Origin of the sequence: Bacteroides sp. An51A (genome assembly GCF_002161565.1) — a bacterium.
GTDB classification, from domain to species: domain Bacteria; phylum Bacteroidota; class Bacteroidia; order Bacteroidales; family Bacteroidaceae; genus Phocaeicola; species Phocaeicola intestinalis.
In genome coordinates, this window is the sequence record NZ_NFIC01000013.1 from 53,132 (window position 1) to 67,034 (window position 13,903).

Annotated in this window: 10 protein-coding genes; 6 read left to right on the forward strand and 4 right to left on the reverse strand. The window is 45.5% G+C overall.

The genetic code is table 11. The annotated features are described in order from the left end of the window. Window positions 1-30 precede the first annotated feature (30 nt). The 4 genes from B5G04_RS17995 to B5G04_RS18010 all read right to left on the reverse strand — a co-directional run bounded on the left by B5G04_RS17995 (window position 31) and on the right by B5G04_RS18010 (window position 4,650). Entirely contained in the window at window positions 31-1,359 is a 1,329-nt protein-coding gene (locus B5G04_RS17995) for a pyridoxal phosphate-dependent aminotransferase (protein ID WP_087246933.1), read from the reverse strand. A 138-nt stretch (window positions 1,360-1,497) separates the two neighbouring features. Beyond that, a complete protein-coding gene (locus tag B5G04_RS18000; RefSeq protein WP_022039889.1) occupies window positions 1,498-2,094 on the reverse strand; it encodes an indolepyruvate oxidoreductase subunit beta in 597 nt (198 codons plus the stop codon). Beyond that, window positions 2,091-3,710 carry an indolepyruvate ferredoxin oxidoreductase subunit alpha gene (locus B5G04_RS18005; protein WP_087398246.1) on the reverse strand — a complete coding sequence of 540 codons (1,620 nt, stop codon included), beginning with the start codon at window positions 3,708-3,710 and terminating at the stop codon, window positions 2,091-2,093. Before B5G04_RS18005 ends, B5G04_RS18000 begins: the two co-directional genes overlap by 4 nt. Before the next feature lie 163 nt (window positions 3,711-3,873). Beyond that, a complete protein-coding gene (locus tag B5G04_RS18010; RefSeq protein WP_087246937.1) occupies window positions 3,874-4,650 on the reverse strand; it encodes an amidohydrolase in 777 nt (258 codons plus the stop codon). A 255-nt stretch (window positions 4,651-4,905) separates the two neighbouring features. Between B5G04_RS18010 and lysS the strand changes: the two genes are divergently transcribed. The 6 genes from lysS to B5G04_RS18040 all read left to right on the forward strand — a co-directional run. Beyond that, complete coding sequence (gene lysS, locus B5G04_RS18015; RefSeq protein ID WP_087209518.1) at window positions 4,906-6,636, forward strand: lysine--tRNA ligase; 1,731 nt, start codon at window positions 4,906-4,908, stop codon at window positions 6,634-6,636. Window positions 6,637-6,649: 13 nt separating this feature from the next. Then, a complete protein-coding gene (locus B5G04_RS18020) occupies window positions 6,650-7,645 on the forward strand; it encodes an NAD(P)H-dependent glycerol-3-phosphate dehydrogenase (protein WP_013616264.1) in 996 nt (331 codons plus the stop codon). 15 nt (window positions 7,646-7,660) lie between these two features. Then, a complete protein-coding gene (locus tag B5G04_RS18025; protein ID WP_013616263.1) occupies window positions 7,661-9,010 on the forward strand; it encodes a glucose-6-phosphate isomerase in 1,350 nt (449 codons plus the stop codon). Between the two features lie 3 nt (window positions 9,011-9,013). Next, a complete protein-coding gene (locus B5G04_RS18030) occupies window positions 9,014-9,742 on the forward strand; it encodes an HAD-IA family hydrolase (protein WP_022039884.1) in 729 nt (242 codons plus the stop codon). Window positions 9,743-10,947: 1,205 nt separating this feature from the next. Beyond that, a complete protein-coding gene (gene ltrA / locus B5G04_RS18035; protein WP_087398247.1) occupies window positions 10,948-12,354 on the forward strand; it encodes a group II intron reverse transcriptase/maturase in 1,407 nt (468 codons plus the stop codon). Window positions 12,355-13,100: 746 nt separating this feature from the next. Then, the coding region (locus B5G04_RS18040; RefSeq protein WP_087398248.1) for a transposase at window positions 13,101-13,903 on the forward strand (803 nt) is incomplete at its 3' end.

The following is a 13,903-nucleotide window of genomic DNA, read 5'->3' on the forward strand; positions in this document are numbered from 1 at the left end:
AGCATGGCTCATTGCTATCAATTACAATTTTCATTGTTTATTATTCATTATGTTATGGTCCTCATGAAACGCTTTCATCCGTTCTTCCAACACCGGATAAAGTTCTTCGCACATCCGCGAGGTACAAGCACGAACACCTTGCTGCTCGCTTCCGGTAGTAGAGAGTGAAATGCTACTCACTCCGTAATACATCAATTCTAAAAGAAGTTCTCCTCCAGTCATACCCGGATAACCTAATGTGAAGAAAAAACCGTCGCCCACTTGTTGGGTCACATCTCTATCGTACACAATGGTAAAACCGTTTTCTGTGAATATCTGCTTCATCCGACGGGCACGACGCTCGTATTCGCGTACATCTTCTACGAAATTGATTTCACCCGAAACCGAGCGGTTAAGCATCTCTGCCATTCCGTATTGGGTAGTAGCAGTACATCCCGAAGTAATCATATAAAGAATGGAAGCGATTAAAGTGGGACCAAATACTCCCAAGTTTTCATACCGCTCTGCCAACGCTGGATACTGACGGTCGAAAAGCTTGTCGGATATGCAAGCCAAGGCTATACGCTGACCGGCATAGCTGAATATTTTCGAGGCAGAAAGCATCAGGATGTAATTGTCGGTATAGCGTGCCACGGTAGGCACGAACGGAGCTTGGTACGGATGACCATACGGGTGGCGGAAATCCATACAGAAATAAGCCTGGTCCTCCATTACCACAGCATCATAGCGGGTGGCAAGTTCGCCGATGATTTTCAATTCCTCTTCCTCCAGACATATCCATGCAGGGTTATTCGGATTAGAATAAACTATCGCCGCTATATCTCCTTTCTCTAGATAACTCTCCAGTTTGGTCCGAAGCGGATTTCCCCGAAAATCGTGGATGTCAAAATATTCCCATTTTACGCCCAGTATGCGGAGTTGCGACTTCTGGATAGGGAAACCAGGGTCGATGAAAAGCACTTTATCTTTACCTGGAATACGCTGGGTACAAGCAATGAATGCTCCAAATGATGCTGCTACCGAGCCTGTAGTAGGTATGCATGCGCGAGGAGAGATATCAATATCAATAAATGCTTTTACGAAACGGGATGCTGCTTCCTTCAGTTCGGGAACACCGGCTGCTGCAGGATATTGTGCTCCCAATCCCGCATCAAGAGCTTTCTTCTCAGCCTCAATACCTACCTTGTTTGCCGGGAGTCCGGGAGAACCTTGATCCATACGGATAAACGGAATGCCCGTCAGTTCTTCTAAACGGGATGCTACAAGCAACACATCGCCGATAGTGGCATTTTGCAAGTCGGCGACTTTCAACTCGCGTGCCACTTCTGCAACCAATTCCTTATTAAATATACTGCTCATATAATATATATAATAATTTACAATTTGAAAATATTGATTTTCGCAGATTAATCGATTATTTCAATTGACGATGGACACTTGAAACAGTAATATAAATGAATCGCAATAATCTGCGAAAATCAGTATGGACCTGCATTATTATTCCTTCACAAATCCAAGCTTTTTCACATAGTTGTGACCGATGTCGAAAGCACGGTAATTCATTTGCACGACTTCTTCTCCTTTCGAGGCGAATATCCGTCCCACGCTTTCGCGTAACGTGGCAGGGTCGAGAATCTTGAGGAATGCCGATGCAGCTCCCAGTAAAATTACATTTGCAGACTTTGGCATTTGGTTTTCTTTCGCCAATTGTTCCACATCGAGTGACACTACGTGGGGCTGTGCTTTCAGTTCATCTGTCAAGGCTTGCTCATCTGGATAGTTAGAGATGTTCTTGAACGGAGCAGACGAAGTAATAATCCATCCGTCTTTAGCCAAAAAAGGTAGATAACGCAACGCTTCCATCGGCTCAAGCGAAAGAATCATATCTGCTGTTCCTAAAGGGATAAGATCGGACGCAATAGGTTTGTCCGAGAGACGGAGGTTCGACTGCACATCGCCCCCACGCTGACTCATCCCGTGTACTTCGGCTTGTTTTAATGCCAACCCCATACGGGTGGCGGCTTCTCCAATGATGGTAGCAATGGACAAGATACCTTGTCCACCAACTCCTGAAAGTATAATGTCTGTTTTCATTTCTTTTCTGCTCTTTTCTTTTTCAACTTACGGTTTAATGTCTGTATGCACTCACGTCGCGGAATAATAACCGATACACCCCGATACTCGATTTCTTCGCGGATGATGCGGGTAATTTCATCCATATTCTTAGGCAGAGGAACTACCACGCGTACGTGCTCTGGCTCTACGCCCAGCCCCAGGCAGATGGCTTCAAATTTGTTGGTGCCTGCCGAGTCCTGTCCGCCGGTCATGGCTGTGGTAAGATTATCCGAAATCACTACGGTGATGTTTGCTTTGTCGTTCACTGCATCTAACAGACCGGTCATTCCTGAATGAGTAAATGTAGAGTCTCCGATAATCGCAATGGCAGGGAATTGTCCGGCATCTGCCGCACCTTTCGCCATTGTGATGGACGCACCCATATCCACGCAACTATTTAATGCACGGAACGGAGGAAGCGCTCCCAGCGTATAGCATCCGATGTCACCAAAGATTTTCGCACCTGGATATTCGGCAGCCACACGGTTTAATGCATCATATACGTCACGATGGCCGCATCCAACACACAAGGCAGGTGGACGCGGTACTAAATGTTGCGCAGGAGCATACACCTCTATGCTGGCAATGCCTAATGCTATCTTCACACTATCAGGGGTTAATTCTCCGGTGCGTGGCAAGTCTCCGCTCAGACGTCCTTTCACTACGTAGGGAGAAGGAAGCAAACCTTTCAATTGTTCTTCTACAAAAGGCTGGCCGTCTTCCACCACTAGTATTTCCTTACACGACTCTGCCAGGTCGGCTATCTGTTTCATCGGGAGCGGGTATTGCGATACCTTTACCATCGGGAACGGACATCCTTCGGGATAATTTTCCATCACATAGTTATAACCGATGCCGCATGCTACAATGCCCCGTTCAGCCTTTCCTTCGCGTGATACGGTTTTATTGAAAGGAGAAGTTTCCGCTAACTGAAGCAGTTGGGGTTGGGCGGCAATTACTTCCAGATAGCGCCGGCGAGCATTACCTGGCAGCAATACCCAATCGGAAGGTACTGATTCCCTTCCCGTACAAGTCACATCAAGAAATGAACTTTTCACTTGCACCGCTGCACGTGAGTGTGCCAAACGAGTTACAATACGCATCAGTACAGGAAGTTTTTCCCGTTCCGAAAGTTCGTAGGCATATGCCATCATATCGTATGCCTCTTGTTGCGATGAAGGTTCTAAGACAGGTACCATTGCAAACTTGCCATAAAAACGAGAGTCTTGTTCGTTCTGCGATGAGTGCATTGAAGGATCGTCTGCCGCTACAACTACGATACCGCCGTTCACTCCCGTGATGGCAGAATTAACAAAAGCATCGGCACATACGTTCATGCCCACGTGTTTCATGCATACCAATGCACGCTTGCCCACATACGAAACTCCTAAAGCCGCTTCCATTGCAGTCTTCTCGTTAGTACACCAGGTACTGTGTAATCCTCTGGCTTTTGCCAGAGACGAATCTTGTATGTATTCCGTAATCTCGGTTGAGGGAGTTCCCGGATAGGCATATACCCCTGAAATCCCTGCATGGATGGCTCCCAAAGCTATTGCCTGGTCACCCAATAATAAAAATTTTTCGCTATTTTCCATAAATGTGTTTATTGGTTCACCATCGAATAACATGAATCCAAAATGTAATAATAAAAAATGATAACAGCAATGAGGCTATTCTCTGTGATTAGTTATCCACACATTGACATTAATCATTAACTGGATTTCGTGTTTTCGTGATGAATTTTTTCATTTTAATCAATTAATAATCTGTAGTGGAAAAAGACAAAGAAAATCCGTCGGCATCGTCCAGTACGGGAAACTTTTTGCGGAAAACTTCCAAACTGTCCATATCCACGATGGCTTCAGTTCCTTCCTCACACTCGTCCTTGCAGGCAGCTAGTGTGTGTCCGTAAGGGTCTATTACAGCACTTCCCCCACAATATTCACATGTAGGGTCCTTACCCACACGGTTCACGGCTATTACATAGCACTGATTCTCAATGGCACGGGCACGGAGCAACATTTTCCATGCTTCCACGCGTGGTGTCGGCCAGCTTGCCACATAAAGGATGGCATCGTAATCGCCCCGATTGCGCGACCAGACAGGAAAACGCAGGTCATAGCAGACTTCCAACAGGAAGCGTACGCCCCGAAACGGAACAATCACACGTTTATTGCCAGGCGTATAATGCTTATCTTCGCCCCCGTATGTGAACAAATGCTTTTTGTCGTACCAGCATACCTGCCCATCAGGGTATACAAAATAAAAACGATTGTAATATTTACCGTCTTCTTCGGTTGCTATGCTTCCGGCAATAGCGCATTCGCGTTTCCTTGCTTGTTGCTCCATCCATCGAAGTGATTCGCATTCCGTCTCTGCCACTCCCTCAGGCTGCGTACAAAAACCGGTCGAAAACATTTCGGGCAGCACATAAAGGTCGGCTCCCGTATGCGCCTCCATCATCTTTTCAATATGCTTTTGATTCGTTGCTGGATTTGCCCAACAAATATCGGTTTGCAGAATAATGACTTTCATAATGCTTTTCATATCGTTAGAAACATCCCCAAAGGTAACGAATTAATCGGCATTACCCAACAAAATGAGTAAAATTTTAATAAATGGGCTTCGATGTCTTGCCGATAGGGTACTAACGAAAGCATTTTCCAAGAGGCAAAAGAAGTTAGAAGCTGCCAGCTTAAGATGGAATTCATAAAAAGAAATGGTGAACATAGGGATAGATTGCAAAATATTTTTTATTTTTGTAGCGAAATTGAGTTAATGTACTGACAAATGAACGTATTAGAACTAAGTGAACAGGAGATTATCAGGCGTAACAGTCTGAATGAGATGAAAGCGATGGGCATCGAACCGTACCCTGCTGCCGAGTATGTAACTAATGCATTTTCAACCGATATAAAAGCCGAATTCAAGGATGATGAGGCAGAACCGCGCAAAGTATCAGTTGCAGGACGCATGATGTCACGTCGTGTAATGGGGAAAGCTTCTTTCATCGAACTACAAGACTCGAAAGGACGTATCCAAGTATATATCACCCGTGATGACATCTGTCCGGATGAAAACAAAGATTTATATAATGTGGTATTTAAACGCTTGCTCGACTTAGGCGACTTCATCGGCATTGAAGGTTTTGTATTCCGAACTCAGATGGGAGAAATATCCATCCATGCGCAGAAGCTGACCGTGCTGGCGAAATCGCTCCGCCCGCTTCCCATTGTAAAATACAAGGATGGCGTGGCGTATGACAAGTTCGAAGACCCCGAACTGCGCTATCGCCAACGCTACGTGGACTTGATAGTAAATGACGGAGTGAAAGACATCTTCCTGCAACGCGCTACGGTGATACGTACCATCCGCCGCGTACTGGACGAAGCCGGCTATACGGAGGTAGAGACCCCTACCTTGCAGAACATTGCAGGCGGTGCAAGTGCCAAGCCCTTCATTACCCACTTCAACGCTCTTGATACCGACATGTACCTGCGTATCGCGACCGAACTTTATCTGAAGCGGCTCATCGTGGGCGGATTCGAAGGTGTATACGAAATCGGCAAGAACTTCCGCAACGAAGGCATGGACCGCAATCATAATCCGGAGTTCACTTGTATGGAACTGTACGTACAGTATAAGGATTACAACTGGATGATGGCATTCACCGAAAAGCTGTTGGAAACCGTCTGCATCGCCGTAAACGGAAAGCCCGAACGTGAAATTGACGGAAACATCATCAGCTTCAAGGCGCCTTACCGCCGCTTGCCTATCCTGGAAGCTATCAAAGAAAAGACCGGCTATGACCTGACTGGCATGGACGAGGCACAAATCCGCGAAGTGTGCCAAAAGCTGAACATGGAAATCGACGACACCATGGGCAAGGGCAAGCTGATTGATGAAATCTTCGGCGAGTTCTGCGAAGGCACCTTTATACAACCCACGTTCATCACCGATTATCCCGTAGAGATGTCGCCCCTTACCAAGATGCACCGCTCGAAACCCGGACTGACCGAACGTTTCGAACTGATGGTGAACGGAAAAGAGCTGGCTAATGCATACTCGGAACTGAATGACCCGATAGACCAGGAAGAACGTTTCAAGGAACAGATGCGCTTAGCCGACAAAGGCGATGATGAAGCGATGATTATTGACCAGGACTTCTTGCGTGCCCTGCAATACGGTATGCCTCCTACAAGCGGTATCGGAATCGGCATCGACCGTCTGGTTATGCTTATGACGGGCAAGACTTTTATTCAGGAAGTATTGTTCTTCCCGCAGATGCGTCCCGAAAAGGTGACCCCTAAAGATAAAACTGAAAAATTTACTGCTTTAGGCATTCCTGAAGAATGGGTCCCGCTTATCCAAAAAGCAGGATATAATTTGGTATCAGACATGAAAGAAGTTAATCCGCAAAAGCTGCAAATGGACATCTGCGGAGTAAACAAGAAATATAAATTGGGACTGGCTAATCCAAGTGTTGACGAAATCGCAGCATGGATAAGTAAAATCATGTAAGTAAAAAACAAACATGAAATTACCCGGGAAAATAGCAATCATGGGTGGAGGAAGCTGGGCAACGGCTATCGCAAAGATTGTCCTTGCCCAAGCCGGTACGATAAACTGGTATATGCGCCGAGACGACCGCATCGAGGACTTCAAGCGGTTGGGGCATAATCCGGCTTACCTGACCAGTGTGCGCTTCAACATCAAATGCATTAACTTTTCATCGGATATAAACAAAGTAGTGAGAGAATCGGATACGCTGATATTCGTCACTCCTTCACCTTACTTGAAAGCACACCTGAAAAAGCTGAAAACGAAGCTAAAGGACAAGTTCATCGTAACAGCCATCAAGGGTATCGTACCCGATGAAAACATGATCATATCCGATTATTTTCACAAGATGTATGATGTGCCCGAAGAAAACATCGCCGTACTGGCAGGTCCTTGCCACGCGGAAGAAGTAGCTCTGGAGCGTCTTTCTTACCTTACCGTGGGATGTAAAGACATCGAAAAAGCCAAAATGTTCGCCCGCCAACTGAGCGGACAATATATCAAGACTTCCGTAAATACGGATGTGGCAGGAATCGAATATGCTTCGGTGTTGAAAAACGTATACGCCATAGCGGCAGGTATCTGCAGCGGTCTGAAGTATGGAGATAATTTCCAGGCTGTATTGGTCTCGAATGCCCTGCAAGAGATGAACCGTTTCTTAGACACGGTACATCCGGTAGACCGATGCACCAACGACTCGGCTTATTTAGGCGATTTGCTCGTTACCTCTTATTCCAACTTCAGCCGTAACCGTGTGTTCGGTACCATGATAGGCAAAGGATACTCGGTGAAAAGTGCACAAATCGAAATGGAAATGATAGCAGAGGGCTATTACGGCACAAAATGCATCAAAGAACTGAACAAGCACCTGCATGTGAATATGCCGATAGTAGATGCTGTCTACAACATCCTGTACGAACGCATTTCTCCCATGATTGAGATAAAATTACTGACTGATTCATTCAGATAAAATACATATACTATTATGGAAAATATCAAACTTAACATCGAAAAGACTTTAGGATTCATTTCTAAAGAAAAATTAGCTTCTTACGAACCCAAAGTAAAAGCTTGTATGGAAACTCTGGAAAAAGGCACCGGCCTTGGAAACGATTTCCTGGGATGGCTGCACCTGCCTTCTTCTATCACTCAAGAACACTTGGACGATTTAAAAGCTACAGCTCAAGTATTACGTGAAAATTGTGAAGTAGTAGTTGTTGCCGGCATTGGAGGAAGCTACTTGGGTGCCCGTGCCGTTATCGAAGCGATGTCTGACAGTTTTGCATGGCTGAAAGAGAAAAAAGCAGGCCAGCCTGTTATTTTATTCGCAGGACATAACATCGGCGAAGACTATCTGTACGAGTTGACCACTTACTTGCAAGATAAAAAGTTTGGTATCATCAACATATCCAAATCAGGAACAACAACAGAAACCGCCCTCGCATTCCGTTTGTTGAAAGAGCAATGCGAAAGACAACGCGGTAAAGAAATGGCACGCAAAGTTATCGTAGCTGTAACCGATGCCAAGAAAGGTGCAGCCCGCACTACTGCCGACAAAGAAGGATACAAGTCGTTTATCATTCCTGACAATGTAGGCGGACGTTTCTCTGTATTGACTCCGGTAGGTCTGTTGCCCATTGCCGTGGCAGGATTCGATATCGAACAGCTGGTAAACGGAGCACGCGAAATGGAAAAGGTATGTGCCAGCGAGAACCTGATGGAAAATCCTTCTGCCTTATATGCGGCAACTCGCAATGAACTGTACCAGAATGGAAAGAAAATTGAAATCCTCGTCAACTTCCAGCCTAAACTGCACTATTTCATGGAATGGTGGAAACAATTGTTCGGCGAATCGGAAGGAAAAGACCACAAAGGCATTTATCCAAGCTCGGTAGACTTCTCTACAGACTTACACTCAATGGGACAGTGGATTCAGGAAGGCGAACGTACCATTTATGAAACCGTAGTATCTGTCGAGACACCTAACCATGAATTGAAAGTTCCTACCGATGCAGAAAATTTGGACGGTCTGAACTTCCTTGCCGGAAAACGCATTGATGAAGTCAATAAGATGGCAGAATTAGGTACTCAATTGGCCCATGTAGACGGAGGAGTGCCCAATATGCGCGTCAGCGTTCCGATGCTGAATGAATTCTATCTGGGCGAGCTGATTTATTTCTTTGAAAAAGCATGCGGTATCAGCGGCTATTTGCTGGAAGTCAATCCGTTCAACCAGCCAGGTGTAGAAGCTTACAAGAAAAACATGTTCGCCTTGCTGAACAAACCGGGATACGAAGCAGAATCGAAAGCTATCCAAGCCCGTTTGAACAAGTAGCCTATGTTTGAAGAAGCAATTCGGACTTATCTGCAAGCACATCGCTTCGGGTCACTCGACTTGAAAGCTGTATTATTCGACATGGACGGCGTATTGTTCGACTCCATGAAAAACCATGCGGCAGCGTGGCACGAAGCGATGAAACGTTACAACCTGCAAATGTCTCCTGAAGAGGCTTATTTGCACGAAGGGCGTACGGGAGCAGATACTATCAACATCATAAGCGCCCGCCAGCGGAAGAAAGAAGCGACGGATGAAGAAATTGAAAACATCTACGAAACCAAATCCGAAATTTTCAATTCGTTACCCCAAGCAGAACGTATGCCGGGCGCATACGAATTATTACAAAAAATAAAAGGAGAAGGATTAACACCGGTCATTGTCACCGGTTCAGGTCAAAAATCATTATTGGAACGGCTCAATAAAAACTTTCCGGATATTTTCAGACCTGAATTAATGGTAACGGCTTTTGATGTCAAATACGGAAAACCCAATCCGGAGCCTTACCTTATGGGACTCCAGAAAGCAGGGGTAAAAGCAAACGAAGCCATCGTGGTAGAGAATGCCCCATTGGGAGTAAAAGCAGGAGTAGCGGCAGGCATTTTTACAGTAGCGGTAAATACCGGCCCCTTACCTGACGAAGTATTGACACAAGAAGGAGCTAACTTTCTTTTCCATTCTATGATGGAATTCAATAATAATTGGGAAAGTTTTTATCAAGTAATCAAATAAAGTTGTATCTTTGCACCACACTTAGCATTTACAAATGCTTATACTAACCCTAACAAATTCAATTGGATATTAAAAAGACTGCTTCGGGAGAAGCGGTCTTTTTTCTGTTGTAGTACGCTCGGCATGAGCATTGTCTAACGGGTGTAAGTCCCGAGTGAGCCCTAATAGCGGGAATCACATAGCCCAAGGCAAGGGTGTCCATCGCGAGGTGGAATCTGAAGGAAGCCGGCGGCAAACATCTGGTCTAACGAACAGAAACTTCATACAAGGCATTTGACCGTGGGTAAGGTTTCTACACAAACCAAAGCCCGATAGCTATTCGGAACGGTCGGTGTAAATGAAGTAGGCATAAGATGGAAAGACAATGCCCTTATCCGAGGAGGTCTCACGGACGCATGGCGAAGACGTACCCATTCGATGTGCCCTGACGGAGTAAAGCTTGCCGTGAGAAGTCAGCAGAGGTTATAGTACCTAAGACACGTGTGTCTATGGGGAAGGACCGAATCGCGCAGTGCAATAGTAAATGACTGCTACCCTTGAGACTCTTTTGTAGTCAGATGTCCGAAAGGAGCTTCCCTACTCACCACGATAGGACGGAATCCGACAATAGAGTAGGAGTGACGCTAGTCCGAGGGATGGCTGAAAACAACTTGCCACACATCGTGAGATGAGAAAGCGCGAAACCGCCGTATGCGGAACCGCTTGTACGGTGGTGTGGGAGGTCGGTAAATGTGAAAGTAGGAGGCAAATGCCTTTCTATGATTAGCATTTACCTCCTACCCGATTGCTCGGCATGAGTATTAGCTAACGGGTGCAAGTCCCTAATGAGCCCTAATAGCGGGAATCATACAGCCCAAAGCAAGGGTGTCCATCGCGAGTTGGAATCTGAAAGAAGCTTGCGGCAAACATCTGGTCTGACGGACAGAAACTTCATATAAGGCATAAGACTGTGGGTAAGGTTGCATCACAAATCAAAGCCCTATAGCTATTCGGAACAGTCAATGTAAATGAAGCAGACATAAGATGGAAAGTTAATACCCTTATCCGAGGAGGTCTCACGGACGCATGATAATAGTGAAAAAAATCGAAATCAGCGGAGTAAAGCTTGTCGTGAGAAGTCAGCAGATGTCATAGTAGCAAACGTGTCGATGAGTTTGTGAAGGACTGAACCTAATAATTAAACGATAGTAATTGAAACATACCTAATGAGAGAACGAATGCAGAAAACATTATCTAAAGTTAATGGCTGCCCTCAAAGAGACAGGTCGGAAACCGAATGGTATGGGGGAGTGCAGACTTTCATGTGGATGTGTGAAGACAACATCGTGGAAGTACCATTCGACAAGGAACACCTTTTCGAGCAAATCCTGAGTCCTGCCAATCTTAATCGAGCCTATAAGGCAGTGATTGGTAACAAGGGCTGTGGCGGTATCGACAAGATGTCATGTGAACAATTGTTCTCGTGGCTATTAGCCAATAAAGATGCGCTCATCCTTTCCTTGATGGACGGTTCTTACCGTCCGAACCCCGTCAGAAGGGTAGAAATCCCCAAGGACAATGGCAAGATGCGCCTTTTAGGAATCCCCACCGTGGTAGACCGTATGGTGCAACAAGCCATTAACCAGGTTCTGACCCCTATCTATGAGTGCCAATTCTCGAGGAGAAGCTACGGCTTCCGTCCAAGAAGAGGTTGTCATGACGCACTGCGAGGGGCGCAAGAAATAATCAATGCAGGCTACATATATGTAGTAGACCTTGACCTCGAGCGCTTCTTCGATACCGTGAATCATAGCAAACTCATAGAAATCCTCAGCCGTACTATTAAAGACGGCAGAGTTGTCAGTCTAATACACAAATATCTCCGAAGCGGTGTAATGAACAAAGGTCTGTTCGAAGCGAGCGAGGAAGGAACTCCCCAAGGAGGACCACTAAGTCCTTTGTTGAGTAATATTATGCTTAATGAGTTGGACAAGGAACTCGAACGCAGAGGGCTTCCTTTTGTCCGCTATGCCGATGACTCGATGATATTCTGCAAGTCCAAAAGGGCGGCAAGAAGAGTCAAGGAGTCCATAACCCGATATATAGAGGGAACTTTATATCTCAAAGTCAACAAGGAAAAGACTGTAGTGTCGTATGTCCAAGGAGTTAAGTATCTCGGTTACTCCTTTTATGTAATGAAAGGCAAATGCCGCCTCACAGTACATCCGAAGTCCAAATCCAAGATGAAATCAAGACTCAAAGAACTGACGAATCGTAACAACGGATGGGGATACGCTAAGAGGAAGCAGAAGCTGAAAGAATACATACGTGGATGGATTGGATACTATCATCTTGCCGATATGAAACGTTTTCTTCTTGATATAGATGAGTGGTTAAGACGGAGAATACGTATGTGTATATGGAAATCTTGGAAGAAACCCAAGACCAAGGTAGCAAACCTCATTAAATGTGGTATTGAAAAATACAAGGCATGGGAATGGGGTAACACCCGCAAAGGTTATTGGCGTATTGCTGACAGTCCTATATTGAAGGTGGCGATAAATAAGGAGAGCCTACGAAAGGCAGGATATCCTACCTTAATGGGCTCGTATCTCGAATGGTACCCAAAATAGGAACCGCCGTATGCCGAACGGCACGTACGGTGGTGTGAGAGGTCGGTAAACATGAAAATAGGAGATAAACACCTATGATTAGTGTTTACCTCCTACTCGATCGATGTTTGGGAGTATGCCGGTTGCTATGCATTTAACTCTGGCTATTCCTAGAAATGCAGAATTACAAAGCTTATATTTTGAACAGTGTGGAATTGTGCATTTTAATGGAATACACACAGTCGGTATTACTTCTGTTGCCTGTGTCACACCGGATTGTCAATCCGCTTCTTCAATTACGCCGGCTTACACGTCCGGCATGACAATCAAGCTTTGTTCTCTCCGCAATATAGCTGCCTTGCTTGTAAGATTATTAATCTTACAGCGTGAAGATTAATAATCTTCCGGCATGAAGATTAATAATCTTACAAACAAGGTAGTCATGGAGATTGGATGGTCGGACTAAGCTGATGTTAGGGTTTGGCTTGGAAAAGCAACCGGTAGACATAAAGTGTACAGGCACAAATCCAGCTTGACAAATGTGACAAGCGACAAAATGCACAAATTAATGCCGCAAGAAGTATAAAACAGGATTTATACAACATAAGTGAGAATCCAATAAAAATGGCATATGAGATGAGTATAGGCAATCATCTTCATATGCCATTTAGTTCCTATGTTTGTAATGTGCTAGCAAAATAGCATAAAGCCAAGAGAATTATTAAATTTGTAAATGAAAGAAATAACTTAATAAAACCTATGACTTTATGCGTAAACAAAGTAACACATTAAATTTTGAAGGACAAAATATTTACGTAGGAATTGATGTGCATTTGAAGAGTTGGACAGTAAGTTGGACAGTAAGTATCCTGAGCGGGCATCTCCACCACAAGACATTCGTTCAGCCCCCGAGTCCGGAAGCCCTGTCCTCTTATCTTCACTCTCATTTTCCCAACGGAAACTATCTGTCAGCCTATGAAGCCGGTTTCAGTGGCTTCTGGGCACATTATAAACTGGTTGCAATGGGAATACAGAATATAGTGGTTAATCCGGCGGATGTCTCCACCAGCCAGAAGGAACGTCTTCAGAAGACGGATGCGGTGGACAGCAGGAAAATAGCCAGGTCTCTGCGTAGCAATGAGCTGACCGCCATCCATGTCCCTTGCAGGGAGACGTTGGAGGTCCGTACCCTTTTGCGCAGCCGTGACGCCCTTGTCCGTGACCTGGCAAGAATGAAACAGCGCATCAAGGCATTCCTGTATTATTATGGGATTGGCTATCCTGAAGAATTCAGGCACAGCGGCACCCACTGGTCACGCGCCTTCATGAACTGGCTGCGTAACGGCATCCGCATGGATACGGAGGAAGGGAGTGCGGGCCTTTCCCTTTTGCTGGATTCCGTAGAGTCACAGCGCAGGCTTCTTCTGGAAGCGACACGAAAACTGAGGGTGCTTTCCCGTTCAGACAGATATGCCACCGACTACGGACTGCTGCGTTCCGTCCCGGGCATAGGCATGATAACGGCTTTGTCTTTACTCGCCGAACTGGAAGATATACGGCGTTTCGCCAA

Excerpts from the sequence above, each read along its gene's own strand:
- B5G04_RS17995 (WP_087246933.1), bottom strand. The coding sequence starts at position 1,359 with ATGAGCAGTATATTTAATAAGGAATTGGTTGCAGAAGTGGCACGCGAG.
- B5G04_RS18000 (WP_022039889.1), bottom strand. The coding sequence starts at position 2,094 with ATGAAAACAGACATTATACTTTCAGGAGTTGGTGGACAAGGTATCTTG.
- B5G04_RS18005 (WP_087398246.1), bottom strand. The coding sequence starts at position 3,710 with ATGGAAAATAGCGAAAAATTTTTATTATTGGGTGACCAGGCAATAGCT.
- B5G04_RS18010 (WP_087246937.1), bottom strand. The coding sequence starts at position 4,650 with ATGAAAGTCATTATTCTGCAAACCGATATTTGTTGGGCAAATCCAGCA.
- lysS (WP_087209518.1), top strand. The coding sequence starts at position 4,906 with ATGAACGTATTAGAACTAAGTGAACAGGAGATTATCAGGCGTAACAGT.
- B5G04_RS18020 (WP_013616264.1), top strand. The coding sequence starts at position 6,650 with ATGAAATTACCCGGGAAAATAGCAATCATGGGTGGAGGAAGCTGGGCA.
- B5G04_RS18025 (WP_013616263.1), top strand. The coding sequence starts at position 7,661 with ATGGAAAATATCAAACTTAACATCGAAAAGACTTTAGGATTCATTTCT.
- B5G04_RS18030 (WP_022039884.1), top strand. The coding sequence starts at position 9,014 with ATGTTTGAAGAAGCAATTCGGACTTATCTGCAAGCACATCGCTTCGGG.
- ltrA (WP_087398247.1), top strand. The coding sequence starts at position 10,948 with ATGAGAGAACGAATGCAGAAAACATTATCTAAAGTTAATGGCTGCCCT.